The 25,936-nt window shown below is 73.1% G+C and carries 23 protein-coding genes; 12 read left to right on the forward strand and 11 right to left on the reverse strand.

Features of this window, described 5'->3' with window-relative positions; translation table 11 throughout:
- Positions 1–143: 143 nt before the first annotated feature.
- Genes AC07BS_RS00270 through AC07BS_RS00310 form a run of 9 tightly spaced genes read left to right on the forward strand, consistent with a single transcriptional unit; the run spans position 144 to position 12,907 of the window.
- A complete protein-coding gene (locus AC07BS_RS00270) occupies positions 144–1,289 on the forward strand; it encodes a succinic semialdehyde dehydrogenase (protein ID WP_478928963.1) in 1,146 nt (381 codons plus the stop codon).
- Complete coding sequence (locus AC07BS_RS00275) at positions 1,286–4,702, forward strand: amino acid adenylation domain-containing protein (RefSeq protein WP_478928965.1); 3,417 nt, start codon at positions 1,286–1,288, stop codon at positions 4,700–4,702. Before AC07BS_RS00270 ends, AC07BS_RS00275 begins: the two co-directional genes overlap by 4 nt.
- 24 nt (positions 4,703–4,726) lie before the next feature.
- Positions 4,727–5,884, forward strand: coding sequence for an adenine nucleotide alpha hydrolase family protein (locus tag AC07BS_RS00280; protein ID WP_478928966.1), 1,158 nt, complete (start codon positions 4,727–4,729; stop codon positions 5,882–5,884).
- Complete coding sequence (locus tag AC07BS_RS00285) at positions 5,881–8,397, forward strand: type I polyketide synthase (RefSeq protein ID WP_478928968.1); 2,517 nt, start codon at positions 5,881–5,883, stop codon at positions 8,395–8,397. Before AC07BS_RS00280 ends, AC07BS_RS00285 begins: the two co-directional genes overlap by 4 nt.
- On the forward strand, positions 8,394–9,521 hold the full coding sequence (locus AC07BS_RS00290; RefSeq protein WP_478928970.1) for a beta-ketoacyl synthase N-terminal-like domain-containing protein: 1,128 nt from the start codon (positions 8,394–8,396) through the stop codon (positions 9,519–9,521). Before AC07BS_RS00285 ends, AC07BS_RS00290 begins: the two co-directional genes overlap by 4 nt.
- Positions 9,518–10,483: a beta-ketoacyl synthase N-terminal-like domain-containing protein gene (locus tag AC07BS_RS00295; RefSeq protein ID WP_478928972.1), complete on the forward strand. Its 966-nt coding sequence runs from the start codon at positions 9,518–9,520 to the stop codon at positions 10,481–10,483. The genes AC07BS_RS00290 and AC07BS_RS00295 overlap by 4 nt, the downstream gene beginning before the upstream one ends.
- On the forward strand, positions 10,480–11,652 hold the full coding sequence (locus tag AC07BS_RS00300) for a beta-ketoacyl-[acyl-carrier-protein] synthase family protein (RefSeq protein WP_478928974.1): 1,173 nt from the start codon (positions 10,480–10,482) through the stop codon (positions 11,650–11,652). The genes AC07BS_RS00295 and AC07BS_RS00300 overlap by 4 nt, the downstream gene beginning before the upstream one ends.
- Entirely contained in the window at positions 11,649–12,635 is a 987-nt protein-coding gene (locus AC07BS_RS00305; RefSeq protein WP_478928975.1) for a beta-ketoacyl synthase N-terminal-like domain-containing protein, read from the forward strand. The genes AC07BS_RS00300 and AC07BS_RS00305 overlap by 4 nt, the downstream gene beginning before the upstream one ends.
- Positions 12,632–12,907 (forward strand): acyl carrier protein, encoded by a 276-nt coding sequence (locus tag AC07BS_RS00310; protein WP_478639146.1) that lies wholly within the window; start codon positions 12,632–12,634, stop codon positions 12,905–12,907. The genes AC07BS_RS00305 and AC07BS_RS00310 overlap by 4 nt, the downstream gene beginning before the upstream one ends.
- Here the strand turns inward: AC07BS_RS00310 and AC07BS_RS00315 are convergent.
- The 3 genes from AC07BS_RS00315 to AC07BS_RS00325 all read right to left on the reverse strand — a co-directional run bounded on the left by AC07BS_RS00315 (position 12,895) and on the right by AC07BS_RS00325 (position 14,292).
- Positions 12,895–13,134 carry a hypothetical protein gene (locus tag AC07BS_RS00315; protein ID WP_478639145.1) on the reverse strand — a complete coding sequence of 80 codons (240 nt, stop codon included), beginning with the start codon at positions 13,132–13,134 and terminating at the stop codon, positions 12,895–12,897. The genes AC07BS_RS00310 and AC07BS_RS00315 overlap by 13 nt on opposite strands.
- Positions 13,131–13,427, reverse strand: coding sequence for a hypothetical protein (locus AC07BS_RS00320; protein ID WP_478639143.1), 297 nt, complete (start codon positions 13,425–13,427; stop codon positions 13,131–13,133). The genes AC07BS_RS00315 and AC07BS_RS00320 overlap by 4 nt, the downstream gene beginning before the upstream one ends.
- A gap of 151 nt (positions 13,428–13,578) precedes the next feature.
- On the reverse strand, positions 13,579–14,292 hold the full coding sequence (locus tag AC07BS_RS00325; RefSeq protein WP_478928978.1) for a TetR/AcrR family transcriptional regulator: 714 nt from the start codon (positions 14,290–14,292) through the stop codon (positions 13,579–13,581).
- 122 nt (positions 14,293–14,414) lie between these two features.
- On the opposite strand from AC07BS_RS00325, the gene AC07BS_RS00330 reads away from it, so the two are divergent.
- Positions 14,415–15,116, forward strand: a complete 702-nt coding sequence (locus AC07BS_RS00330; protein ID WP_478928979.1) for an NAD(P)-dependent oxidoreductase — start codon at positions 14,415–14,417, stop codon at positions 15,114–15,116.
- Here AC07BS_RS00330 and AC07BS_RS00335 read toward each other — a convergent pair.
- From AC07BS_RS00335 to AC07BS_RS00370, 8 genes are all read right to left on the reverse strand, one after another.
- Positions 15,110–16,357 carry an MFS transporter gene (locus AC07BS_RS00335; RefSeq protein WP_478928981.1) on the reverse strand — a complete coding sequence of 416 codons (1,248 nt, stop codon included), beginning with the start codon at positions 16,355–16,357 and terminating at the stop codon, positions 15,110–15,112. The genes AC07BS_RS00330 and AC07BS_RS00335 overlap by 7 nt on opposite strands.
- The gene (locus AC07BS_RS00340; protein ID WP_478928983.1) at positions 16,315–17,550 is read right to left on the reverse strand and encodes an aKG-HExxH-type peptide beta-hydroxylase; all 1,236 of its coding nucleotides are present in this window, start codon (positions 17,548–17,550) and stop codon (positions 16,315–16,317) included. The genes AC07BS_RS00335 and AC07BS_RS00340 overlap by 43 nt, the downstream gene beginning before the upstream one ends.
- A gap of 40 nt (positions 17,551–17,590) precedes the next feature.
- Positions 17,591–19,627: a M3 family metallopeptidase gene (locus AC07BS_RS00345; protein WP_478928985.1), complete on the reverse strand. Its 2,037-nt coding sequence runs from the start codon at positions 19,625–19,627 to the stop codon at positions 17,591–17,593.
- Positions 19,624–20,949, reverse strand: a complete 1,326-nt coding sequence (locus AC07BS_RS00350) for a tetratricopeptide repeat protein (RefSeq protein ID WP_478928987.1) — start codon at positions 20,947–20,949, stop codon at positions 19,624–19,626. Before AC07BS_RS00350 ends, AC07BS_RS00345 begins: the two co-directional genes overlap by 4 nt.
- 628 nt (positions 20,950–21,577) lie before the next feature.
- A complete protein-coding gene (locus AC07BS_RS00355) occupies positions 21,578–22,480 on the reverse strand; it encodes a hypothetical protein (protein WP_478928989.1) in 903 nt (300 codons plus the stop codon).
- Positions 22,477–22,845 (reverse strand): PadR family transcriptional regulator, encoded by a 369-nt coding sequence (locus tag AC07BS_RS00360; protein ID WP_478639128.1) that lies wholly within the window; start codon positions 22,843–22,845, stop codon positions 22,477–22,479. The genes AC07BS_RS00355 and AC07BS_RS00360 overlap by 4 nt, the downstream gene beginning before the upstream one ends.
- A gap of 113 nt (positions 22,846–22,958) precedes the next feature.
- Positions 22,959–23,717 (reverse strand): VOC family protein, encoded by a 759-nt coding sequence (locus tag AC07BS_RS00365; protein ID WP_478928991.1) that lies wholly within the window; start codon positions 23,715–23,717, stop codon positions 22,959–22,961.
- A 108-nt stretch (positions 23,718–23,825) separates the two neighbouring features.
- Positions 23,826–23,996 carry a CsbD family protein gene (locus AC07BS_RS00370; RefSeq protein ID WP_478639124.1) on the reverse strand — a complete coding sequence of 57 codons (171 nt, stop codon included), beginning with the start codon at positions 23,994–23,996 and terminating at the stop codon, positions 23,826–23,828.
- 216 nt (positions 23,997–24,212) lie between these two features.
- Here AC07BS_RS00370 and AC07BS_RS00375 point away from each other — a divergent pair, with 216 nt between their 5' ends.
- Both AC07BS_RS00375 and AC07BS_RS00380 read left to right on the forward strand, forming a co-directional pair.
- Positions 24,213–24,692 (forward strand): SDR family oxidoreductase, encoded by a 480-nt coding sequence (locus AC07BS_RS00375; protein WP_478928993.1) that lies wholly within the window; start codon positions 24,213–24,215, stop codon positions 24,690–24,692.
- A gap of 46 nt (positions 24,693–24,738) precedes the next feature.
- A complete protein-coding gene (locus AC07BS_RS00380) occupies positions 24,739–25,926 on the forward strand; it encodes a zinc-dependent alcohol dehydrogenase (protein ID WP_478928995.1) in 1,188 nt (395 codons plus the stop codon).
- Positions 25,927–25,936: the final 10 nt, after the last annotated feature.

Consider the following 25,936-nt stretch of genomic DNA (forward strand, 5'->3'; position numbering starts at 1 on the left):
CCACCTCCCCATCAGGGGAAGAACAAGCCCAGCCCCTCCCCAACGTCAGAAACACCCCCCCCCCCCCCCCCCCCCCCCCCCCCCCCCCCCCCCCCCCCCCCCCCCCCCCCCCCCCCCCCCCCCCCCCCCCCCCCCCGCTGCCGGTGCTGACGAGGGTCCGCGAACTGCGCCACCCCAAGGGCGTCGTCGCCGTGATCACCCCGTGGAACTACCCGCTCAGCCTGGCCGTGACCGATGTCGTCCCCGCCCTGCTGGCGGGCAACGCCGTGGTGCACAAGGCCGACACGCAGACCGCGTGCACCACCGTGTGGGTGCGCGAGCTGTGCGTCGAGGCCGGCCTGCCCGAGGAGCTCTGGCAGGTGGTCGTGGGCGAGCCCGAGGACGTCGGGCCCGCCCTGCTGGACGGGGCCGACCACCTGGCCTTCACCGGCTCCACCGCGGTGGGACGGACCCTGGCCCGCCGGGCCGCGGACCGGCTCATCGGCTGCATGCTCGAACTCGGCGGGAAGAACCCGCTGGTCGTCCTCGCCGACGCCGATGTCGAACGGGCCGCGGCCGGCGCCGTACGGGCCTGCTTCACCAGCGCCGGGCAGCTGTGCATGGCGGCCGAGCGCGTCCTCGTCCACGCCTCCGTCCACGACCGGTTCCTGGAACGCTTCCTGGCACACGTCGCCGCGATGAGGATGTCCAGCGCCTTCGACTTCGGCGCCGACATGGGCTCGCTCACCTCCCGCCGCCAGTTCGACCGCGTCACCGGGCACATCGAGGACGCCCTCGGCAAGGGGGCCCGGCTGCTGTACGGGGGCCGGGCACGTCCGGACATCGGCCCGCTGTTCCACGAGCCGACCGTCCTGGCCGGCGTCACGGCCGGCATGGCCGTCCACCGGGACGAGACGTTCGGCCCCGTGGTGTCCGTCCGGCCCTTCCACGACGACGCCGAGGCGGTCGAGCTCGCCAACGACGGCCCGTACGGCCTGACCGCGAGCGTATGGAGCCGCGGCCCGGCGCACGCCGAGGCCGTCGCCGCACGGCTGACGGCCGGGGCTGTCGGCATCAACGACGGATTCCGCACGGCCCACGTCTCCTACGCCGCACCCCTGGGCGGCCGGCGGGACTCGGGCATCGGCCAGCGGCACGGTGCCCAGGGGCTGCTGCAGTACACCGACCCGCAAGTGCTGGCCACGGCGCGGGCCGACGTCCTCGACCCCCGCCCGGGGGCGGACGCGGCGCGCCACGCCCGGCGGTTGACGGCGCTGCGCAGGGTGATGACGAGGGCGGGACTGGGATGACGCACACACCACGGCGCTTCAGCTGCCACCTGATCGGACAGAACGCCATGCTGGCCTCGTGCGCCGAGCTCCTCCTGGAGCGTGGCCACCGGGTGCTCGGGGTGGTCACCCCCGACGCGGGCCTGCGCGACTGGGCGGAACGGGCCGGCCTGCGGGCGACCGGCTTCGGCCCGGACCTGACGGGCTTCCTGTCGGCCGAACCGTTCGACTACCTCTTCAGCATCGCCAACCTGCGCCTGCTGCCCGCCTCCGTCCTCTCCCTGCCCCGGCACCTCGCGGTCAACTTCCACGACGCCCCGCTGCCCGGCCACGCCGGGCTGCACGCCACCACCTGGGCGCTCCTGGGACGCGCGGCGTCCCACGGCGTGACCTGGCACGTGATGACCGAGGAGGCGGACGCCGGTGACGTCCTGCTGCGCCGCGAGGTCCCCCTGGAACCGGGGGAGACCAGCGGAACCCTCAACGTCACCTGCCTGGAAGCGGGCATCGACTCCTTCGGCGAACTGATCGACCTGCTCGCGACGGACCGGGTGCGCAGGCAGCCGCAGGACCCGGCCCACCGCGTCCACCACGGCCGCTTCGAGCGGCCGCCCGGCGGTGGGTTCCTCGGCTGGGACCGGCCCGCCGAGGACCTGGACGCCGCCGTACGGGCCGCCGACTTCGGGCCGCACCCCAACCCGTTCGGCACGGCCAAGGCGATCCTCGACGACCGGCCCGTGCTGGTGCGCGCGCTGACCGTGCTTCCCGATCGCTCCGGACGGCCACCGGGCACCGTACTACGGACGGACGACGGGGGCGCCCTCGTGGTCGCCACCGGCAGTCACGACGTGCTGCTGTCGCGCATCACCACGCCGTCCGGGCAGCCCCTCCGCGTCGACGCGCCACCGGCCCGGCTCCCCGTACCCGGCCCCGCCCTGCTGGACGTGGCCGGCCGGGCCCAGGTACGCGCCCTGCGCGACGAGCCGTTCTGGGTACGGCGGCTCACCGGCCTGGCCCCGGCGGACCTGCCCCACCGGGATGCCGCCGCGCCCGTCACCGCCACCGTCCCCGTACCGGACGGCATCGGCCGAACGGGGGCCGAGCGCGCCGAATGGCTGCTCACGGCCCTCCTGGCGTTCCTCGTCCGAGCCGGGGCGGCACCCGGCACCGACGTACGCCTGCGCCTGCCGCGGACCGGCACCGGCCACCCCGTCACCGACGCGCTGTACGCCGACTGGGTGCCGCTGCGTCTACCGGCCATCGCGGGACGGGACGCGGCCGCGCTGCGCGCCGACATGGCCGCCCGGCTGCGCGAGGCCACCGAGCGGGCGCCCGTCCCGTGGGACCTGTGGGCCCGTCACCCCCGGCTGCCCGCCGACGCGCTGCCGATCGCCGTGGAGCTCACGGAGGACACCGGCGGAGGCGCGACGGCCAGCCTGCCACCGGGTACCGACCTGCTGATTCGTATTCCGCGTGGCCCAGGCCCCTGCCGGTGGGTGGGCCCGCCCGGCCCGCTCCCCGCCTACGCGGCCGCCTACCTGCGGGACCTGGCCCGGACACCGGACGCGGAGCCGGCCCGCGTCCCGCTCGGCACCGAGGAGGCACGGCGGGCGGCCGCTGCCCGGAACGACACCGCGGCGGCGTTCCCTCTCCATACAGGTGTGCACCGGCTCATCGCCCAGCGCGCCGCGCTGCACCCCGACGCGCCCGCCGTGACCGCCGGCGGCCGTACCGAGACCTACGGCGAACTGGACCGCCTTTCGTCCCACCTGGCCGGGCACCTACGGGCCCTGGGCGCCGGCCCCGGCCGCACGGTCGGCGTCCTCATGGAGCGCTCCTGCGACCTGGTGGTCACCCTCCTCGGCATCATGAAGTCCGGCGCGGCCTACGTACCGCTGGACCCCCTCTACCCGCCCGGCCGCATCGCCGGCATGATCGCCGACGCCGCACCGGTGCTGCTGGTCACCGACTCGCGGTCGGCCGACGCCCTGCCCGCCACGGGCACCAGGGTGGTGGTGCTGGACCGGGAGCGGGAGACCGTGGAGGACGCCGGGCCCGAGCACGGAACCGGTGTGGAGAGCGCCTCCGACGCCTACGTCATCTACACCTCCGGCTCCACCGGCCGACCCAAGGGCGTACGGATCAGCCACCGGGCGCTGACGAACCTCACCTGCGCCATGGCCCGCGAACCCGGCTTCACCGCGGCGGACCGCATGCTCGCCGTCACCACCGTCTGCTTCGACATCGCCGGCCTGGAGCTCTACGTCCCCCTGGCCACCGGAGGGCACGTCGAACTCGCCCCCGCCCAGGCGGCCGGCGACGGCTTCCTGCTCCGGCGCCTGCTGGAGGACGGCCGCCCCACCGTCATGCAGGCCACCCCCGCCACCTGGCGCACACTGCTCGACGCCGGCTGGGAAGGCCGGCCCGAGGACGCGCCGCTACGGATCCTCTGCGGCGGCGAGGCGATGCCCCCCGACCTCGCCGAACGGCTGCCGCGCCACGGAAGCCGGGTATGGAACCTCTACGGGCCCACCGAGGCCACCATCTGGGCCGCCGCCGCCGAGGTACTGCCCGGCCGACCGCCCCTGATCGGGCCGCCCGTCCCCAACACCCGCTTCCACGTACTGGACGAGGAGCGACGGCCACTGCCGCCCGGGATGGCGGGCGAGCTGTACATCGGCGGGGAGCAGGTCGCCTCCGGCTACCTGAACCGGCCCGGGCTGACCGCCGAACGCTTCGTGACCGTACCGGGCATCACCGGCGTGCTGTACCGCACCGGCGACCTGGTGCGCGGCCGGCTCGACGGGCACCTGGAGTTCCTCGGCCGCGCCGACGGCCAGGTGAAGGTGCGCGGCCACCGGATCGAGCCCGGCGAGATCGAGGCGGTGCTGCGCGCCCACCCGGCGGTGGCCGAGGCCGTGGTCGCCCCGCGCGGGGACCGGCTGGTGGCCTGGACGGTCCCGCACGGCTCCCCGGCCGGGGCCGGGGAGCTGCGCGCCCACCTGGCCGGCGTGCTGCCCGCCTACATGATCCCCTCCCTCTTCCTGACGCTGGACCGGCTCCCGCTCACCGCCAACGGCAAGACCGACCGCCGGGCCCTGCCCGAGCCCGCGCCCGCCCCGCCCGCGGACGGGGACCGTCCGGCGGACCGCGCCGAGCGGGCCGTCGCCGCCGTCTGGTGCGAAGTGCTGGGCCTCGACCACGTCGGGGTGGAGGACAACTTCTTCGAGGTGGGCGGCGATTCGCTGTCCCTGATGCGGGTCATGGCCCGGCTGCGGGCGCGCGAGCACATTCCGCTGACGCGGGTGGAGATGTTCATGTACCCGACCGTCCGTACGCTGGCCCGCCGCATGGGTCCGCCGGACACGCCCCGCCGTACGGCAGCGGCCCGTACCGCCCTGGGCGAACTGCGCCGGCGCCGCCGCGTCCACTAGGCCGAGACAGAAGGAGCGTCCGTCATGCGCATGTGCACCGTGTGCGCGCTCAAGGAGAACCACCCCGGCGTCAGTCTCGGAGACGACGACGTGTGCAGCCTGTGCCGACTCGATTTCGCCGGTGACCTGCTGGAGAACTTCACCTACACCCAGCGGGTCTTCGAGGAGTTCACGCGCGGCGGCCCCAACCCGCACGGCGACCACGACTGCCTGTTCATGTACAGCGGCGGCAAGGACAGCACCTACATGCTGGACAAGTTCGTCAACGACTACGGCAAGCGGGTGCTCTGCTATACCTTCGACGTGCCGTTCGAGAGCACGCACACCGCCGAGAACATCCGGCTGGCCCGTGAGCGCATTCCCGCCACGTTCGTGCTCGACTCGGACGACGACGGCATCAAGGCCGTGATGCGGGAGGTCTTCAACCGGACCCCGACGAAACCGGGGAAATACCTGGACGAGAAGCTGCCGTGCGTCTCCTGCCGCACCTTCTTCGTCATCCGGGCGATCCTCCACGCCTTCCGCCACCGCATTCCCTACATCGTGCTGTGCGCCGATCCGCAGCAGATCCTGACCATGGAATCCGATACGCGCGAGGTGGTGCGCGGCTTCTACCGGACCTTCGGGCAGCGGCTCGCCGACGCGTCCTTCCGCGACGATCTGGAACAGCTGCTCTTCGCCGACGACGACGAACTGCCCAGGATCGTCTTTCCGTTCATCGCCATGCGCTACTCCTACGACCCGGACCGCATCGTCGCCGAACTCAAGGAGAAGGGGCTCTACGCCTCCTCCCCGCTGGAGACGCACTGCACCTTGTTCCCCCTGCTGAACTACTACTCGTTCCTGAACTGGGGCTGCATGTTCTACAAGCTCAACGCCGCCAGCCGGCGGCGGGCCGTCCGGCGCGACGAGAACCACGACCGCTCCACCTTCGGCATCACCTTCCCGCGCGCCGCCGACCTGCCGGCGCTCGAGGAGCGGCTCGGACGCGTCGTCCTGGACATCGCCGGGAACCGCGGCGACACAGCCGCGCAGGAGAGGGAACTCGTCGACCTCTTCACCCGGCTGGGCGCCACCGAGGACGCGGCGCGCTTCGTGGCCCCGCAGTTCCTGGCCATGCACGAGACCGCCGCGGAGCTCGGCGTCACCCTGAACGGCGGCGGCGGTGGGGCGGGGGCATGACGGGCTGCGACGTCGCGATCATCGGGATGGCGTGCCGGTTCCCCGGCGCCGAGTCCGTGGACGCCTTCTGGGACGTGCTGCGCGAGGGCCGGGAGACGGTCCGGTTCGCCACCGAGGAGGAACTGCTCGCCGCCGGGGCCGATCCCGTACGCCTGGCGGAGCCCGGCCACGTACGCGCGGTCCAGACGGTCCCGGGAGTGGACGCCTTCGACGCCGGTCACTTCGGGATCGGCGACGACGAGGCCGAGATCCTCGATCCGCAGCACCGGCACTTCCTGGAGTGCGCGCTGGCCGCCCTGGAGAACGCCGGGTACGACCCGCGCGCGTACGAGGGGGAGATCGGGGTCTTCGGCGGCGCCGGCATGAACACCTACCTGCCGGGACATCTCGCCGGCCGGTACGCCGAGGCCTCGGCGGCCGGGCGCTACCGGCTCATGCTCGCCAACGACAAGGACTTCCTTACCACCCGCGTCTCGTACAAGCTCGGCCTGCGCGGACCGAGCGTCGCGGTCAACACCGCCTGCTCCACCTCACTGGTCGCCGTCCACCTGGCCTGTCTGAGCCTGCTCGCCGGCGAGTGCGGCATCGCGCTGGCGGGCGCCGTCCACCTGCGCATGCCGCAGGACGAGGGGCACACGTACCAGCAGGGAATGATCTTCTCGCCGGACGGTCACTGCCGGGCGTTCGACGCGGACGCCCGGGGCACCGTCATCGGCAGCGGCACGGGCCTCGTCGTCCTCAAACCGCTGGAGGACGCCCTGGCCGACGGCGACACCGTGCACGCCGTGATCAAAGGGACGGCGATCAACAACGACGGGGCGCTGAAGGCCGGATTCACCGCGCCGAGCGTCGAGCGGCAGGCCGCCGTCATCCAGGAGGCGCAGCGCGTCGCGGGCTGCCCGCCCTCGACGATCGGCTACGTGGAGGCGCACGGCACGGGCACGCCGCTGGGTGATCCGGTGGAAGTCGCGGCGCTCAACAGGGCGTTCGGCTCCGGATCCGCGACCGTGCTGGGGTCGGTCAAGACCAACATCGGGCATCTGGACACGGCCGCCGGCATGGCCGGCCTGATCAAGACGGTCCTGATGCTCCGCCACCGCACCTTCGTGCCCAGCCTCCACTTCCGTACCCCCAACCCCGACATCGACTTCGCGGGCGGCCCCTTCCGCATCGGGACCGCGTACGCGGAATGGCCGGACGGGGGCGGTCCCCGACGGGCCGGGGTCAGCTCGTTCGGGATCGGCGGCACCAACGCCCACGTGGTCCTGGAGGAGGCCCCCGCGCCCCCGCCGGCACCGCGACCGCGTGACGCCGAACTGCTGCTGATCTCGGCCCGCACACCCCGGGCCCTGGACCGTGCCACCGGGGCCCTGGCCCGGCACCTGCGCGCGCACCCCGGGCTGGACCTCGCGACGGTGGCGCACACCCTGACGGCGGGCCGGGCCCACCACGCCCACCGCCGGGCCGCGGTCTGCACCAGTACCGGCGAGGCGGCGCTCACCCTGGCGGTCCTGGACCCCGACCGCGTACGGGCCGGTGAGCGCGAGCGGACCCGGCCGCGCTTCGCCTACGTGCTCACCGGCACGGGTCCCCTTCCGGGCGCCGCCGAACTGTACGGGCGGGCGGTCGCGTTCCGGGACGCGGTGGACGCGTGTGCGGCGGCGCTGGGCACCGACCCGCGATCCGTCATGGAGGACGAGGACGGGGACGCGGCGCGGTTCGTCGTGCCGTACGCGCTGGCGCGGACGTGCCGGGCGTGGGGTGCGCCGCCCGCCGCCGTGGTCGGCCAGGGGGCGGGCCGGCTCGCCGCCGGATGCCTGGCCGGGGTGTTCCCGCCCGGTGACGCGGTGGTGACCTGTACGGAGCCCGGCGTCCCGGTCGCCTTGGGGGCCGCGTGGCTGCGGCCGGACGAGGCCGTCCTCCCGGACACCTGGACCCGCCCGGAGACCGCGGAGGACGACCCGCAGGCGGTGGCCGCGCTGCTCAAGGACGCCGGCCTGGTCGCCCTCGCCCTCGGACCCGACGGCGGACGGACCGCCACCGAGATCCTGCTGGACGCCGTGGGCCGGGCCTGGACCGCCGGCGCCGAGGTCGACTGGACGGACTGGTACGGCTCCGCCGGGCGCCGGGTGCCCCTGCCCACGTACCCGTACGAACGCCGCCGCCACTGGGTGGAACCACGGCTCCCGCACCTCGCCGAGCGGCCTTCCGCTCCCGCCGGTCCGTCGGACGACGCCCGCCGCCGGGTGGAGCGGGTGGCGCCGGGTGAACGGAGCGCCGTGCTCCAGGAGATCCTGTGCCGGCAGGTCGCCGGGCTGCTGGAGGCGGAGGACGGGCGACTGCCCGGCGTGGACGAGAACCTCCACCACCTGGGAGCGGACTCGCTGGTCCTCATCGACGTCGTCGCCACCCTCGGCACCACCCTGGGCCGCACCCTGGCGACGACCTTCGACGATCCGCCCACGATCCGCGGCCTGGCCGACCGTGTCGCCGCCTCCTGGGATGCCCTGTGAACGGCCCCGCACAGATCTGGCGGATCGCCGGGACGGGTGCTGTGACCAGCCTCGGCACGGGCGTCGCCGCCACGTTCGACGCCCTGTGCGCCGGACGTGGTGGCCCGGCACCCCTGCGCGCCTTCGACACCTCCCGGTTGCGCACGCGGCACGCCTTCGAGATCGCCGGTCCCTCCCGGGAACCGGCCGACTGGCTGTGCGAGGCCGTCGCCGAGGCCCTCGGCCGGGCCGGAGTGCCCGAGGACCTGACCGACGTCCCGGTCCTGGTCGGCACCGGACTGCGCGGCCTGCGGACGGCCGAGCGGCGGTGGATGGAGCGGGGCCGGCTCGACGTCGCCGAGCTGTCCTTCGGCCGCGCGCTGCGGGATCGGTTCGGCGCCACCGACACCCACACCTTCGCGGGCGCCTGTTCCGCCTCGCTGTACGCGCTGGCCCTCGCCTCCGACCTGCTCGCCGTGGGCGACGCCGACACCGTGGTGGCCGCGGGCGTCGACACCATCACGGCGAGCATGTACGGGCTGCTCGACCGGGCACAGCCGGGAACGCCGCAGGACATCAGGCCCTTCGACCGGGCCCGCCGCGGTCAGTTGCTCGGGGAGGCCGCGGCCGCCGTGGTGCTGCGCCGCCGGGGACCGGCCCGCGCGGTGCTGCGTTCGGTGGCCCTGGGCTGCGACGCGCGCCATGTGACCGCGCCCGACCTGGACGGACTGGTCGGCACGCAGACACGGGCGCACGAACTGGCCGGGGTCAAGGCGTCGGACATCGACCTCGTCCACGCGCAGGGCACGGGATCCCTCGTCAACGACCGGGCGGAGGCGCTGGCGCTCGCCAGGGTCTTCGGCCCGGGCGACGAGGGCCCGCTGATCACGACCGTGGAGGCGATGACCGGGCACACCTCGGGCTGTTCCGGGCTGCTCGCCACGGTGGTCGCCACCGAGTGCCTGAGCACCGGCCGGGTGCCGCCGGTCGTGGGTCTGAGCGACCCGATCGACGAGGCGAGCGGGCTGCGGTTCGCCACGGCCGGTGAGGGGGTGGGCGGCGGCGCGGGGCCGCGTACGGCCCAGGTCGACGCGTTCGGCTTCGGAGGCGTCAACGCCGTGGCGATCCTGGGGAAGGCCGGATGACACCTGCACTGGTGACGGGGACCGGCGTGGCGCTGCCCGGAGTGCGGGACGGCGCCGGCCTCCTCGGGCCCGCCCGCCCCGGTCACGTTTCCGGCCCCTGGCCGCCGTCGGGCAGGGAGACGCGGTTCAAGGACCGGGCGACCAGGATCGCCCTTCTCGCGGCTGAGGCCGCTCTCACCGACGCGGGGCTGTACGAGGACGGTTCGCTCACCGTGCCGGGGGAGACCGTCGGCACCGTGGTGAGTTCGAACCTGGGCAATCTCGACACCGTGTGCCGGTCCGGCGAGGCGGCCGTCCGGTCGGGCCCGGCGGCGCTGCGGGTCGTGGACCTGCCCACCGCGTGCAGCAACGTCGTCGCCTCCAGCGTGGCCATCCGGTTCGGGCTGCACGCCCTCAATCTGACGCTGTGCAACGGCCCCACCTCGGGGCTCGACGCCGTGGGGTGGGCCATGCCGGCCCTTCGCTCGGGGCGGGCCCGGCGCGTGCTCGTGGTGGGCGTGGAACCAGCCGACCCGATTCCGCTGCATCTCGTGGCCGACGAAACCCGCGCCCCGGACGACCGGTTGCTCGACGGCGCGGCGGCGCTCGTACTGGAGACCCCGGAGGCGGCGGCCGAACGCGGACGGTGGGCTTCCGCGGCGGTGACCGCGTACGCCCGCCGTGGTGACGCGGCGGCTGCCGTCGGAGCGGTGGGCGCCGGCCCGGAGGTGGGCCTCTGGCTCCCGCCCGGCGACGGACGCCCGCACTGCGTTCCCTCCGCTGTGTGCGACATCGGCCGCACCCTGCCGCCGGCCTCCGGCGCGCTCGGGGTGCTCCAGTGCGTCGCTGCCGCCGCCTGGCTCACCGCCGCCCGGCCGTCCGGCATCCCGCCCACCGCCCTCGCCGTGTCGGGAGGCGCGCCGCAGGACGATGCCGCGGCGGCCGTACTGCTCTCCGAAGCCCCACCGGAAGGTGAAGAATGACGCCCGTCCTGATCACCGGAGCGGGGGCCGTATCCTGCCTCGGCGTCGGAGTGCCCGCCATGTGGAAGGCCCTGTGCTCCGCTCCGAGGACCCGCCCGCAGCCGGCGGCCGACCCTGGCGCCCGGATGCGACTGCCGCTGATCCACCCGGTACCGGCCGAACCGGGGCCGGTGCTCTCTGTCCCTGCCTCCGTCGGCCGTGCCAGCCGGCTGGCGCTCACCGCGACCCACGAGGCCGTCGCCGACGCGGGTCTCACCGCCGCTCACCGCGCCGGGGCCCCGGTGGTGATCGGCACCGGCGGAGGCAACGCCGAACACTGGGAACGCCCACTCGACCCCGGCCGGCCTTCGTCACCGTCCTTCACCGTCGCCACGGACGTCGCGGCCGCGATCGGCAGCACCGCGGGTCCCACCTGTGTCAGCAACGCGTGCGCGGCGGGCGGCTTCGCCCTGGCGATGGCCGCGGACCTGATCCGCGCGGGGGAGGCGGACGTCGTCGTGGCCGGCGGGACCGAGGCGTACAGCAGGATCGCCCTGGCCTGCTTCAACCGTATGGGAGCCGTCGACGCCCACGCCTGCCGGCCCTTCCATCGCGACCGCGCGGGCACGGTTTTCGGGGAAGGAGCCGCCGTGTTCGTCCTGGAGTCGGCGGATCACGCGCGGCGCCGCGGCGTCCGGCACGTCTACGCCACACTCGCCGGCTCCGGATGGAGCTGCGACGCCCACCACCTGACCGCGCCGGAGCCCGACGGCGTCCAGATCCGCCGGGCCATGACCGACGCCTTGGACGCGGCGGGGGCCACCACCGGCACGGTGGGATGCGTCGTGCCGCACGGCACCGGCACCCGCCTGAACGACGTCGTGGAGAGCCGGGCCCTCGGCGCCGTCTTCGGCGAGCGGACGGCGCGCCTGCCCGTCTACAGCCTCAAGTCCCTCATCGGCCACACCGCGGGGGCCGCCGGTGCTCTGGGCGCGCTGGCGGCGGCGCTCGTGCTGGACCACGGCACCGTACCGCCCAATCCACCGCTCGGGCCGGACCAGGACCCCGACTGCCCGGTCAGCCTTCCCGAGGGCCCGCCCATGCCCCTGACCGGCCGCCACGTCCTGGTGAACGCCTTCGCCTTCGGAGGGAACAACGTGTCACTCGTGCTGGAGGGCCGCACCGCATGACGAGCAGGACGACGGACGCCCTGGTGGTCACCGGCGTCGGCGTGGTCTCCCCACGGGGCGACGACCCGGCACGGCTCGACCTCCGAGCCCCCGCGGCACGGCACGGTGACGACTGGTTCGACGTGGTGGGCGAGCTCGGCCCCCGCGGGTACAAGTACGTCCCTCCCGGCTGCCGCTATTTGATCGCCGCGACCCGCCGCGCCCTGCGCGACGCCGGGGACGCGCCGGCCCATGTTCCCGAACCACGGCGGGGCATGGCCGTCGGCACGGAGAACGGCATCGCGGCCCTGATCGACGCCATGGACGAGACCGTCACCACCGCCGGCGCCGACCGGCTCAGCCCGGCCACGGCCCCGTACTTCTCCATCAACACCCTCGCGGGCCGGGCCGCCATGGAACACGGCGTCAAGGGCTGGAACCTCACCCTCACCTCGCCACGGGCGGCCGGCCTCGAAGCGCTGCTCGCGGGGACCCGCGCGTACGCGGCGGGCCGGTGCGACCTCCTGCTCGCCGGCTCCACCGAGGCCGCGCTCCCGGCCCACCACCCCGGCCGCTCCGCCGCCGAGACGGGCGCCGCCGTGCTCGTCCTCGAACCACGTACCGCCGCCGAAGCCCGCGGTGCCACGATCCACGGCACCTGCGCCACGGCCACCTTCTTCCTGCCTCCCGGCACACGGGCCCCCGATGCCCTGCGGGCGACCACCGACGCGCTCGCCCGCGTCGCCCCGAAGCACCCCCCGGTCCGCCTCATCGCGGACCGCTGCGAGGTGGCCACCCTGCTCGCCGACCAGCTCAGGTCGCTGGGCGTCCCGATCGACATCGTCCCGACGGGCAGCGGAACCCTGCTGCCGGTCCTCCATCTCGTGCACGGCCTCACGGCGCCGGGACCACCGTTCGTCGTGGGCACCGTGAGCCCCGACGGAACCTGCGCCCTGACGGCGGCGCACCCCACATCCACCGACCCGGCCCTGGAGGCGCGATGACCCTCGACAACACCACCATCGACATCGACGAGCTGCGCGCCGTCATCGCCGAGACCCTCGAACTCGACCCCGAGGAGGTCACGGATGACGCCCGCTTCGTGGAGGACCTGGGCGCGGACTCCCTGCTGGCGCTGGAGATGCAGGTCGTCCTGGAGGAGCAGTACGGCATCCCCCTGACCGAGGACGACCTCCGGCAGGCCACGACCCTGCGGGCCGCACACGCGCTGCTCGTCGCCAGGACGCCCTCGTCGTCGTCCGGTCAGCCCATGTAGTTGATCTGTACGAGGGTGATGGTGGCGGATCCGACGATGATGACGCCCGCGGCATGGCCGTGGGCGATGGTCCGGAAGATGCCGTCGTCGATGCCGTACGGGCTGGAGTTGCCGAGGGGGTCGGCGAGGGCGTCGAGGAGACAGACGGCGAGGTCGCGCCGGGCGACGTCGGGGAGGCTCTTGTAGGCGGCGTGGAGGCTGGAGTCGATATGGATCCGGTGCGTCACGCGGCACCTCGGCGACCATGGTCGGCGGCGGTACGGAGCTCTTCCTCGCTCACGTCGACGAGGCCGGCGCAGTAGGTGTCGGGGAGCCGTCCGTGCTCGCGAATGAGGGCCCGCAGGTGTTCGATATGGTCCCGACCGGATTCGAAATCCTGGATGAACCGGACCCAACGGTCGAGAAGCCCCGGCAGCTCGGCCACGTCCGTGAACGAGACGTCACGCATGAACGTGGCGCGGAGCTCGGGGTGCGGCAGGGCGTGGGCGATGCTGTCGATGGTCCACGGACGGGTGCTCACGGGTCCTCCACGCGTCGGTATTTCGAGGCCTTGATATCACGGGCGGCCGGGACGGCGGCGATGCGTTGCCATCCACCCGCCCCACGCCCGCGTTCGCCAAGGCTTCGGAGCCCACCAGGGCCGCTGCCCGTGTCAGCCGCCGCCCATGCCGTCAGTCGGCGTCGAAGCCCCACGAACGCACCAGCTGGGCCAGTTCGGCGCGGAAGAGTTTGTCGGGGGAGGGTGTCTGGGTGCGCAGGTGGCCGTAGATCTCCAGGGTGACCAGGCCGTGCAGGTGGCCCCAGATCCGCAGGGCCAGGGCCACGCCGGCCGGTGGCAGGTCCGGGAAGGCCGGGCGGACCTTGTCGAGCAGGCCCGGGTCGAAGTCGTCCCAGGTGAAGTCGTCCTCCCCGGGCGGTGATCCGGCGTTCTCCCAGGCCGTGGCCGCGACGGCGGTGATGCCGACGCACACGCGCCGGGCGGCGTCCGGTGCGGCGCCGCCCTCGGGGGCCCGGTAGCCGGGGACGGGGTCGCCGTAGATGAGCCGGAAGCCCTCGGGGTTGGCCAGGGCCCAGTCGCGGAAGGCGTGGGCCCACGCCTGGATCCGGGCCGCGGGATCGCACTGGGACGAGGCCGTCCAGGCGGCGTCCACCGCGTCCGCGAGCGCGCCGTAGACGTCGGCGATCAGCGCGGTGACCAGGTCGTCGCGGGTGGCGAAGTAGCCGTAGATGGCGTTGGCGGTCATGCCCATCTCGCGGGCGATGGCCCGCAGGGTGATGGCGTCGGGACCGCCCGACCCCATCAACTCGAGCGCGGTGCGCTTGATCTCACTGGTCGTCTCGGCTCGCAGCCGCTCACGTCGTCCGGTGCTCCTGGTGCCTGCCACGCGGCCACTCTACAGCGTCACTTCACTGATTGCCGTGAGAAAACTTCACACCGTATAGTTCCGGCACGGCGTGAGGCGAGACGTGGCTCGCGCCGCACATCGGCATGATCAAGGGGAGAACCATGCACATCGGCGTCATCGGAGCCACCGGCACCATCGGCAGCCGGGTCGTCACCGAGGCCCTCCGGCGCGGACACCGCGTCACGGCGTTCAGCCGCGACGCCTCCGCGATCGACGACCGGCGCGAGAACCTCGACCGGGCGAGCGTCGACGTCCTCGACGCCGCGAGCATCGCCGCCGTCCTGCCCGGACTGGACGTCCTCATCAGCGGATTCCAGCCGGGCAACGCGGCCAGGGACATGACCGACACCCTCCGGCGCTCCATCGCGGACCCGACCCTCTACGCCCGCGCCGCCCGGGCGCTGCTCAAGGCCCTGGAGAGCCACCCCCGCACCCGGCTCATCGTCATCGGCGGTGCCGGCAGCCTGGAAATCGCGCCGGGCGTCGTCCGCGCCGACCACGACGAGCTCCTCCACGAGACGCTCGACTCCATCGGGCTGCCCCGCGAGTACGCCGCCGCGGTACGCGGCCACCGCGACGCGCTGAACGTCCTGCGCACCTCGAACCGGCTGTGGACCTACTTCAGCCCCGCCGAGCAGATCGCCCCCGGGGAACGCACCGGCCGTTTCCGCGTCGGCGGCGACCAGCCCGTCCTCGACGCCGACGGTCTCAGCCGGATCTCGGCCGAGGACGCCGCCGTCGCGCTCGTCGACGAGGCCGAGCTGCCCCGGTTCGTCCAGCGCCGGTTCACCGTGGGCTACTGAGCCGCCGAGGACAGGGAGCGCGAGCGCAGCACGGGCCAGGACGCGAAGGAGAGTACGGCCATCACGCCGAAGTAGGACCACATGCCGTGGTCGAGCAGGGCACCGCCAAGGACGGGGCCGGTGAAGAAGCCCAGGTAGCGGATCTCCAGCGCCCCGAAGAAGGCCCCCTTCTCCGCGTCCGGCGCGATGCGATGGGTGATCAGGTCGGCCATGGGCATCAGCAACGCCTCGCCGACGGTCCAGGCGAGCACGCCGGCCAGCAGTACCCACAGACGGCCCCCCGACGTACCCCAGCAGACGAAGGACACGGCGTAGCCCGTACAGCCCACGGCCGCCTGGGCGGGCATGGACGTCCGCCGGGCCAGCCACGCGGCCGGCCACTGGTAGAGGAAGCCGAGGGCGGCGTGCACGGCGAAGACGACCGCGAACAGCGTGGACGCGTCGGCTCCCGCCTCGCCCTTCAGGTAGAGCGGGATCACGGACTCGAACTGGGAGAAGACCAGCGTCACCAGGACGGCCGAGACGAGCACCAGCCGGAACCGCCCGTCGCGCAGTGACCGCGTCCACGCCCAGCGCTCCCGCCCGGCGGTGCCGGACCGGACGTCCAGCGCCGCCAGCGCGTCCCGTCGGGCGTGCACCAGCACCAGGCAGACGGCGAAGAGGGCGGCGGAGACGCCGAACAGGGCCCGGCGGGAGACGCTGTAGGCGGCGGCGCCCAGCAGTGGGCCGAGGGCGGCGCCGGCCGACAGGGTCATGAACCGGATGCGGAAGACCAGCCCACCGCCTTCTCCGGCGGCGAGGCTCATCAGCTTCTTCAGGGACGGGCCGGCGAGCATCAGCCCTCCGCCCAGGCACACGATCAACGGCAGGACCACTGCCGGGACCGTGGCCACGGCGAGCGCCGCGCAGAGCACCGTGTACAGGGCGAGGCCGGCGCGCAGCAGGCTTCCGGCCCCCGCCCGGTCGGTGATCGCACCGCCCGCCAGCGCGCCCACGGCGCCGACCAGGGCGATGGAACCGGTGAACGCGCCGATCGCGGCCGGTGGCAGGGAGGTGATGTCGGCGAGGTAGAGCGCGAGGAAGGGCACCATGGAGAAGAAGCCCACGGAATTGATCAGCGAGCAGACGACGAGGAGCCGGACGGTCCCGTCGCCCAGCAGGTCCCGGAAGCCGCTCTGGACCCGGGTGGTGGTCTCTGTCATCGGACGGCCTGCTCCGTCTCCGCCCGCATCTGCTCCCACAGTGCCGTTCCCGCCGCGGTGAACGTCACCGAGGGTTCCCCTTCGATCTCGTCCAGGCCCTTCTTGAGGAGGCCGGCGTTCTTCCGTGTCAGTTCGCCGTGGATCTCCAGGCCGGTGCGGTCGTGGGCCCGGCGGTGGAACGCCGTGATGCGGGCGAAGGCGTGGACGGCCATGAGCATGCCCCACAGCGGGCGTTCGTCCTTGCGGACGGGAGAGTTGAAGGTGGTTCCCTCGGCGACGGTCACCAGGGGGTCGAGTTCCAGGACCAGCATCAGCCTGAGGTGGGAGTTCTCGTGCAGCAGGTGCTCGGCGGTGTAGTGGGTGGCCTCGAAGGGCTGCGCCGCTTCGGAGAGGAACACCGCGCCCATCAGGACCGCCTCGGTGAAGGAGGAGTGGAACTGTGACGCGTAGGGGACGAACAGGCGGGTGTAGGCGCGGATCTCCGCGGCGAGCCCGGGCCAGACGTCCTCGATCAGGGAGAAGGCCCGGGAGATGTGGGCGAGGTCCTGCTCGCCGATGTCGCGCACGACAAGGTCGGAGCGGGGGTAGCCGGGCTGGGGCTCGTGGGAGTTCATCGACGCGAAGTGGCGGGCGATCCACGGGTCGGTGTTGTCGATCTCGATGTCCGTCCCGGTGATGACCGGGCGCCGCACCCGCAGCGTGTTCCCCAGGCGGGCCGCGCCCTCGCCGCGTATGTAGGAGGCGGGCAGCGCGGTGGAGCCGTCGCGTACGGTTCCGTCGCCGCTGTCGTCGATCACCACCCGGTCCACCGTGGTGTCGAAGGCCAGGTGGTGGCGCTCGCCGGGGAAGCGCAGTTCGGTGGCCGGTTCGGCCAGGGGCAGCTCGGTGCGGGAGCCGTCGCCGGTGGCGTGCGGCAGGGCGACGAACCGGGCGAAGTGCCGGGACCAGGTGCGGACGAAGCCGGCGTCCTTGCGCTGGGCCGCGAGCATCAGCTGGCGCCACAGGTAGGGGAAGAAGGGGTGGGAGAGGACGCGATGGGTGGCGTCGTCGTCCAGAGTGGCGAACCGCTGCCCCCACAGGGCCAGTTCGCTCGCGGTCCGTTCCCCTCCGAGCTGCCCCAGGCGCTTGATCACCCTTGGGACGGAGGCGCGGAGCTTGGCGACGTAGGCGTCCAGGACGGGATCGTCGTCCGAGGCCAGGGCCAGCTCGCCGCCGAGGAAAGCGGTGCTCATGATGACGTCCTCTTCGTAGGTGGGGTGCCGGGGCGAGTGTCTACAGTCCGCGCCGGCGAAGGAAGGGCTCGATGCGCGGCTGCTCGGAGCCGGTGAGTTCGCGGAACATGACCATCGCGTCGCGGGAGCCGCCGGCGGCGAGCAGGGCGCGGAAGCGGTCACCGGACGCCCGGGTGAGGCCGCCGTGGTGCTCCAGCGCCTCGACGAGGTTCGCGGCGATGATCTCCGACCACAGGTAGGCGTAGAAGCCCGCGCCGTACGGGCCGTGGAAGACGTGGTCGAAGTAGCCGGAACGGTAGCGGGGCGGGATCTCGGGCAGGGTGTCCAGGCCCCAGCGCGCGGCGCCGCGCGCCTCGACGCTCGACGCGCGCGGAAGGGAGCCCTCCCCGTCGAGTCCCTCGGGTGCGTCGTCGAGCGTGTGCCAGGCCCAGTCGACCGCGGCCGCGCCGAGGATCTCCACCAGCATGTGCACGCTGCCGGCGGCCTGTCGCTCGCTCAGACGTTCGGCCCATTCCCGGGGGAGGGGCTGTCCGGTGCGGTGGTGCCGGGCGTACCGGGTGAGGAGCTGCTCGTGGAAGGCCCAGGTCTCGTGGACCTGAGCGGGGGCCTCCGAGAAGTCGCGCGGAACGCCGGGCGCCGCGTGGGCTGGGTAGCGGACGTCGGAGAGCAAAGCGTGCAGGGCGTGGCCGAACTCGTGGAACAGCGTCACGACCTCGGACGCCTCCAGGAGGCAGGGGCGCCCCGGGGCGGGCGGCGCGATGTTGAAGGTGTTCACCACGACCGGCCTGGTCGCCGTGGCGTGTGCCTGGGGGCGGAGTATGCCGGTCCAGGCGCCGCCCCGTTTGCCGGGCCGCGTGTGGGCGTCGATCAGGTAGAGGCCGACGTGGGTGGAGGCCTCGTCGGTGACCTCGAAGACGCGCGCCTCGGCGTGATGGGCGACGATGTCGTGCCGCTCGGTGAACGTCAGCCCGTACAGGACGCGCGCGCTGGCGAACAGACCGCGGGTGATGACGGCGTCCAGCTCGAAGTACGCGCGGAGGTCCCGCGCCGACGGCCCGTCGCCCGCGCGGGAGCCGGCCGCCGCGTAGTGGGCCCAGTCCCATGCCTGGATGGGGTGCCCTGCCGCCGTTTCGAGTGCCTGCCGTTCCGCGCGGGCCGCTCGTAGGAGCGGCTCGGCCAGGCGGCGGAACATGGCCTCGACCGCTGCCGGGCCGGCCGCCGTCTGGTCCTCCGTCGCCCATTCCGCGAAGGTCCGGTGCCCCAGGATGCGGGCCTGACGGGCTCGGAGCCGTGCGATCCGCGCGGCCCGCTCCTCGTTGGCCGCACCTCGCCCGAGCGAGCGTTCCAGGAGGAGCTTGCGGGTCTCGCGGTGGTGGAGGTGTGCGAGTGCCGGCTGGCTGGTGGCGGAGGTGAGCGGCAGGACGTGCCAGGGCGCGGGCTTCCCGCGCCGGGACGCCTCCTCCGCCGCGGCCGCCGTCTGATCGGCCGGCAGGCCGCGCAGGGCGTCGGCGCCTTCCACCGCGAGGGCGTGCTCGTGTGCCGCCCGGATCAGCTCCTGCCGGTAGGCGGCGCACGTACGGGAGAGTTCACGGTTGACCGCGCCCAGTTCGCGGGCGGCGTCCGCGGGCAGCAGGGCGCCGACCCGCCGCATGCGCCGCCACCAGAAGGCGGTGAGCGCGCGTTCCTGGGGGTCGGCGAGGTGCTCGCACGCGGCGTGGACGGCGTCGATACGGGAGACCAGCCGCTGGTTGCGTACGATCCGTCCCTCATGGCGCGAGAGGAGGACCGCGACGTCCTGCTCCAGCTCCGCCGGCCCCGCCGACTCCGCGCGGCCCCCGGCGGTCACCTGATGGGTGAAGGCGTCCTGGATGTACTGCACCCGGGTGCCGGAGAGCTCGAGCGCTTCGATCGTGTTGGCGAAGTCCGGCGGCTCCGTGCTGTCCGCGATGGTGGTGACGCGGCTCTCGCGCTCGGCGATGGCCTGTTCGAACGCCGGCAGGTAGTGCTCGGGGCGGATCACGGCGAACGGCTGGATCCCGGATCCGCCGGGCGGCTCCAGTAGCGGGTTCCGGCTCAACGGGCGTCCTCCATACGGGTCGCCAGCTCGTTCACGGCCCACTTCCTCAGCGGGGCCAGCGCCTCGGTGGTGCAGACGTCCCGGAGCAGGATCAGCGGCGAAAGGGCCCGCCGGTCGAGCGTCGCCGACGCCACCAGCGCCCCGTAGGCCTGCTCGGTCTCGTCCAGCCGGAGGGAACAGCGAGCGGCCTGGCAGTGCGCGTAGGAGGCGAACGGCGCGCCCAGGCGTGCGGCGGCGCGGTAGGTGTCACGCGCCTCGGCGACGCGGTTCTCGCCCATGAGGAAGTCGGCCAGGCGCACGTGCGCCTTGGGGTCGAGCGGGTCCCACTCCGTCATGCGCCGGTAGAACCGCTCCGCGCCCTCGACGTCCCCGCGGGCCTTCGCCGAGCGTCCCGAGGTCTCCAGGACCGGGTGGACGTTCTCCAGCGCCAGCAGCCGGGTGCCGGCGTCGGCGGTCCGCACGGCCTCCATCGCGAGCTCTTCCGCGCGTTCCAACTGCCGTTTGACCTCGGCGTGGTTCCCTTCGAAGAACGGGATGAACGCGACGCCCCGCCAGTAGATGGAGCGGTGCAGGGGCTCCATGTCCTTCCCGGCCCGGGCCGACAGGTCGTCGGCCCGGCCGCGCCAGTACCGCATGGCCGCGAGGGCCTTCTCCTTCTCGCCCTTCGCGCACAGTACGATCATGTGCGCGGCGGCCCCGAACCGTACGGCCGGGTCGAAGTCCTCGCCGCGCGCGATGGTCTCCATCACGTCGCGGGCGCGCGTGAACGCCGCGGCCGCGCTCCTGGCGTCCGGGGCCAGCTGGGCGTCGGCGTTGTGCCGGAAGTAGGTCAGCCGCAGGGCGTCGAGGCTGTCGCCGCCTCCTCGCGGGGGTCCGTCCACGGGGACGAGCCCGGCGACGGTCTTCCAGAACCCCAGCTTGGCCAGGGTGGTCACCACGCGGGAGCGATCGGCGGCGGCGAGGCCGGCCCACTCGTCGAGCAGGGTGCACAGGTGCTCCCAGCGGGCGGACCTCGTGGCCGGGGGAAGGTCGCGGGGGTCCTCGGGGTTGGGCTGTCCGGGGTGCTCGTCCCGCAGCGCTTCGCGCAGCAGCCCGAGGGACGCGATCTGGTGGACGGGGACGGGCAGGCCTTCGGTCAGGCGGCGGCCGACGTCGGCGGTGCACTGGGCGTGCAGGGGTCCACCGGGGCTCTCCAGGTCGAAGTACGGGGCGAGAAGTTCACGTGAGCGTGATGCAGGCTCGGGGACGAAGATGTCCTGCGGCGGCTCCTCCATCGGGGCCATGTGCGGAATGGTCCCTTTGGTGCGCAGAAACTTCTCCACCGGCAACTCCTCTGTCGCAATTCTTCAGGTGCGGTTTTCTTCAGGTGCGGTACGAAGCGTGAAACATGAGGCACGAAGCGCGATGGCCGCAAGGGGGAATTGCCCCTTGCGGCCATCGATGGCCCGGCCTGTCATGAGCCGGGCGCGGTCATCCGATCGAGGATCAGACGGCCGGGGCGTAGTAGGCGACGCCCGAGACCGTGAGACCGAACTCCTCGGCCAGCTCGTCGGTCTCGACCTCGACCTCGGTGATCTGCTCGGCGTTCATATGGAACCTCCTTATGAGAAGTACCTCCGGTAACCCCGGAAGATGCTGCGAACCTAGGCCGCGGTCATGGAGGGGTCAACCGCCGTTCTGTTCAACGGTAGTTGTCGGAGTCTTCCGCTCCGGCAACGCCCCTTCACGCTGGTTTGTCCGACTGTGATCGCGTGTAAGGATTGCGGCCCGGTAACGATTACTTGAGCCGGCGACTCGCCGGATCGAGGCGAGGGCATCCATGCGCGACTCATGATGAACGGATCATTCAACGGCCGATGAGTGGCCTGCGTCACAGCTGCAGTTGGACTTTCCGGGACTCCCGGAGATCGAACGGAATTCAAGTACCCGGTTATTGGAAGAGAACACCGCCTAACCCCGTGTCAGCCCATTTCGCCCCTTGTCGAGGCGGACGCGCAGCCACGCCACGGCGGCCCCCGTCGCCGTCATCGCCGCGAGGGCGGCGGCCACGTCCAGCTCCCAGTGGAGGATCTGGACGAAGTACGTGAGCCAGGGCAGTACCGCGAGGCCGATGCCCGCCGCGTACGCGCCGGGCATGGCCGAGCGCGGGCCCGCGACCGCGAGGGTGATCGACAGGATCACGACCGGCACCACCGAAGGGGCGATGCTGACGAACAGCGCCGGCACGCCCTGGAACACCGACGTGAGCAGCATCAGCGGGGTGACGATCCCCAGGACGCCCGCCGCCGTGCGGATCCGGCGCCCCACCGGCGGGGTGTCGGGCGGGCAGCCGAGCGCGAGTGCCAGGGACAGGACGAGGGACAGCAGCCGGCTCGGCCCGTCGAGGTAGTACGCGCCGTCGACGACGTGCTGGACGGCGAGGGCGGCCGTGCCGAGCAGGGTCAGTCCGCGTGCGACGCCCCAGCGTCCACCGAGCACGGCGGCCCCCGCACCGATCAGGATCAGATCGGCCGCCGTGAGCAGCCCCAGGGAAAGGCCGCCCGGCCCGACCCTGAAGTCGTCGTCGAACCACACGACGCGCCGCATCAGCAGTACGAACGTCACGGCGGCGTACGCGGCGGCTCCGGTCGCCGCGTACGGCGCGGCCACCGCCACGGCCCGGCCCAGCGGGTCCCCCGAGGTGAGCCGCAGCCGCATGCGCAGGGCGTGCCCGGCGAGGTCGGCCTCCTCGCGCCAGCGCTCGACGGACGAGCCGCCGGCGGTGGATTCGGCGTAGTGGGCGGCGATCTCGTCGCCGTGGGCGCGGCGGTACGCGCGCGGGTAGAGGGCCAGGGCCCGGGGCGTGTGGCTCATGCGGTGGCCCCCTTCGGGGCCGTTCCGCCGAGGGAACCGAGGGAGGGCTTGGCGCGCAGGCGGCGTTCGGCCTCCCGCGCGGTGGCGAGCAGCCGTTCGGCCTCGGCGGCCAGCCGTACCCGCCCACCGCCGGTCAGGGCGTACGTACGCCGCAGCCGCCCGTCGACGATCTCCTCGCGGTGAACCTCGATCAGTTCCTCCTGTACGAGCCGGTCGAGAGCGGCGTACAGGGTGCCGGTGCGCAGCCGCACCCGGCCCTCGGAGATGGCGAGCACTTCCTGGACGATCGCGTAGCCGTGGCGCGGCTCGTCGGCCAGGGCTGTCAGGAGCAGCAGCGTGGGCTCCTGGAGAGGTCGGCTAGTCATGATCGACATCATAGGTCGATCATCGGCATATGACGAGAGTCGGTGCATGGAGGAGCCCTTGCCGAGGAGCTCCTACCGAGGAGCACTCACTGCGGAGCACTTACCGCGGAGCTTTACGGGCCGCCGGAGTCGTGGCCGCTGACGACGCAGAAGAGGCCACCCTCGGGATCGCGCAGGGTGGCCGTGCGGCCGAAGCGCGTCATGCTGGGCTCGCCGATGACATGTCCGCCCAGCCCTTCCGCCATCAGCGTCGCGGCATCGGCGTCGAGGACGGAGAAGAACACGTGCCAGCGGGGCCTCAGACGGGGATCCGCCGTGCCCTCCACGGCTCCTCCGTACAGGGTCGCCACCGTCTGCCCCTCGATGTCGAGGGCGACGCGGTCCTCCTCCCAGCGGACGGAGTAGGGCGGGGAGGGTCGCCGGTCCCAGTCGAAGACGCCTCCGTAGAAGAGCGCGGCCTCGAAGGCGTCCCGCGTACGCAACTCCACCCACACGGCATTGCCGCCGATACCCGGCGGCACGATCCGTTCCGATTCGGCGCGGCACTCCCACAGCCCGAACGCGGCGCCGGCCGGATCGGCCGCGAGCGCGAGACGGCCTTCATCGCAGTTCAGCGGCCCGACGGCGACCGTGCCCCCGCGCTCCCGGATGCCACCGGCCGCCGCGTCGGCGCTCTCGGTGCCGAAATAGGTCGTCCAGGTGACGGGGATCTCCCATTCGTGCGCGGAGGCGTTGATGCCGGCGACGGCCGTCTCCCCCGCGAAGGCGCGCACATACGCCCCGTGACGGCTCGGGTCGGACTCGAAGCGCCAGCCCAGCAGCGGGCCGTAGAAGTCCGTCGCCACGTCCAGGCCGGGAGCGGCCAGACTCACCCACGACGGGACGCCCGGCAGGCACAAGGCTCTCGCGCTCGCCGGGTCGCTCGTCCCGCCTCGTTCACCGGTGGACGGCCCGCAGGGAGGGTGCGACACGGGCGGCCGTCACTTACCGGACTTCCTGGCCTTGGCGATCTCCTCCTGCGTCTTGCCTTCCAGCTTCTCCACGTGCCCCTTGACCTCTTGGCGCGTGTCACCCGTGAGCTTGCCGGTCGTTTCCTTCACCTGGCCCTTGACCTGCTTGGCCTTGGCCTTCGCCCTGCCCATGATCGCCATCCCTTCGGGATATCGGGAGAGAAGCAGTGTTCCGTTCCTCTCTCCAGCTCACCCCCGGCCTCGCGCGGACGCAAGCGGGGGAGTGCGCCGCCCGGCCGGGTCGGCCATACGGACGAAGTGCCGTGCACCGGCAGCCCGCCTCCCCGTCCCGGTGCAAGGGCTCGGTCAGCCTGGGTACCCGAGGCCGTGAGGTCCGCGTCGACCCAGGGAGACGAGATGAGCCGGCCGGCCCAGCGGCAGCGAGTGCCCGGGGTGGAGAAGGAGCTGCGCCCCCGTGCCGACCACGGTGAGGAGAGCTACCGGGGCTCGGGCCGGCTGGCGGGGAAGGCGGCCGTCGTCACCGGCGGGGACAGCGGCATCGGCAGCTCCTCGGTCAACTCCGACATGCCGCGTCCGAAGCTCCTGCCCTACGCCGTCACCAAGGCGGGCATCGCCAATTTCTGTGCCGCGCTGGCACAGCTGGTCGGGGAGCGCGGCATTCGTGTCAACAGTGTGGCCCCGGGCCCCATCTGGACCCCGCTGATCCCCTCCACCATGCCGCCGGAGCAGGTCGAGCACTTCGGTGAGGACACCCCGCTCGGCCGGGCCGGACAGCCCGCCGAAGTCGCGCCCGTCTACGTCCTGCTGGCCTCCGACGAGGGGAGCTACGTCTCGGGCGCGCGGGTGGCGGTGACCGGTGGGAAGCCGATTCTGTGAACCGCGGCGGCGAGAAGACCGATGAGAAGACGGGTGAGGAGCGACCATGCGCGCGTTGACCTGGCACGGCAGGCGGGACGTACGGGTGGAGACCGTGCCCGACCCACGCCTGGAGGAGCCGACGGATGTGATCGTACGCATCACCTCCACCGGCATCTGCGGCTCGGACCTGCACCTCTACGAGCTGCTCGGACCCTACCTCGACCCGGGGGACGTCCTCGGGCACGAGCCCATGGGCATCGTCGAGGAGGTGGGCCGGGACGTCACCTCGCTGAGCGCGGGTGACCGGGTCGTCGTCCCGTTCAACATCTCCTGCGGCGGCTGTTTCATGTGCGGGCAGGGGTTGCAGTCGCAGTGCGAGACCACCCAGGTGCACGAGTACGGCAAGGGCGCCGCGCTCTTTGGCTACAGCAAGCTCTACGGGCAGGTGCCCGGCGGGCAGGCGGAGCTGCTGCGGGTGCCGTTCGGGGACACGCTGCCGATCAAGGTGCCGCACGGCCCGCCGGACCAGCGCTACGTCTACCTCTCCGACGTGCTGCCCACCGCCTGGCAGGCGGTCGAGTACGCGGCCGTTCCCCCGGGCGGCACGGTGGCCGTCATCGGGCTGGGGCCGATCGGGGACATGGCGGCGCGGATCGCCCTCCACCGCGGAGCCGAACGGGTCATCGGCGTGGATCTGGTCCCCGAGCGGCTGGCGAGGGCGAGTGCCAGGGGAGTGACGGCCCTGCACGCCGGTGAGCTCGGCAAGGACCTCGCGGGGGCCGTGCGCGAGCTGACCGGGGGCAGGGGCCCGGACGCCGTGATCGAGGCGGTCGGCATGGAGGCCCATGGCACACCGGTGGCCCAGGCCGCCCAGCGGTTCGTCGGGTTGCTGCCCGACGCGCTGGCGGAGAAGCTGATGGAGCGTGCGGGACTCGACCGGATGGCCGCCCTGTACTCGGCGGTCGAGATGGTCCGCCGAGGCGGGACGATCTCCGTCGTGGGCGTCTACGGCGGGATGGTCGACCCGATGCCGTTGATGACCATGTTCGACAAACAGGTGCAGCTACGGATGGGGCAGGCCAACGTCCGCCATTGGTCGGACGCGATCCTCTCGCTCCTGAACGGCGACGGCGATCCGCTGGGGGTGGAGGGGTTCGCCACCCACACGCTGCCGCTGGAGGAGGGTCCGCGGGCGTACCGGTCCTTCCAGGCCAAGGAGGACGGCATGGTCAAGGTGCTGCTGACCCCGTGACAAGCCGTGA

It is taken from the genome of Streptomyces sp. NPDC044063 (genome assembly GCF_056434285.1).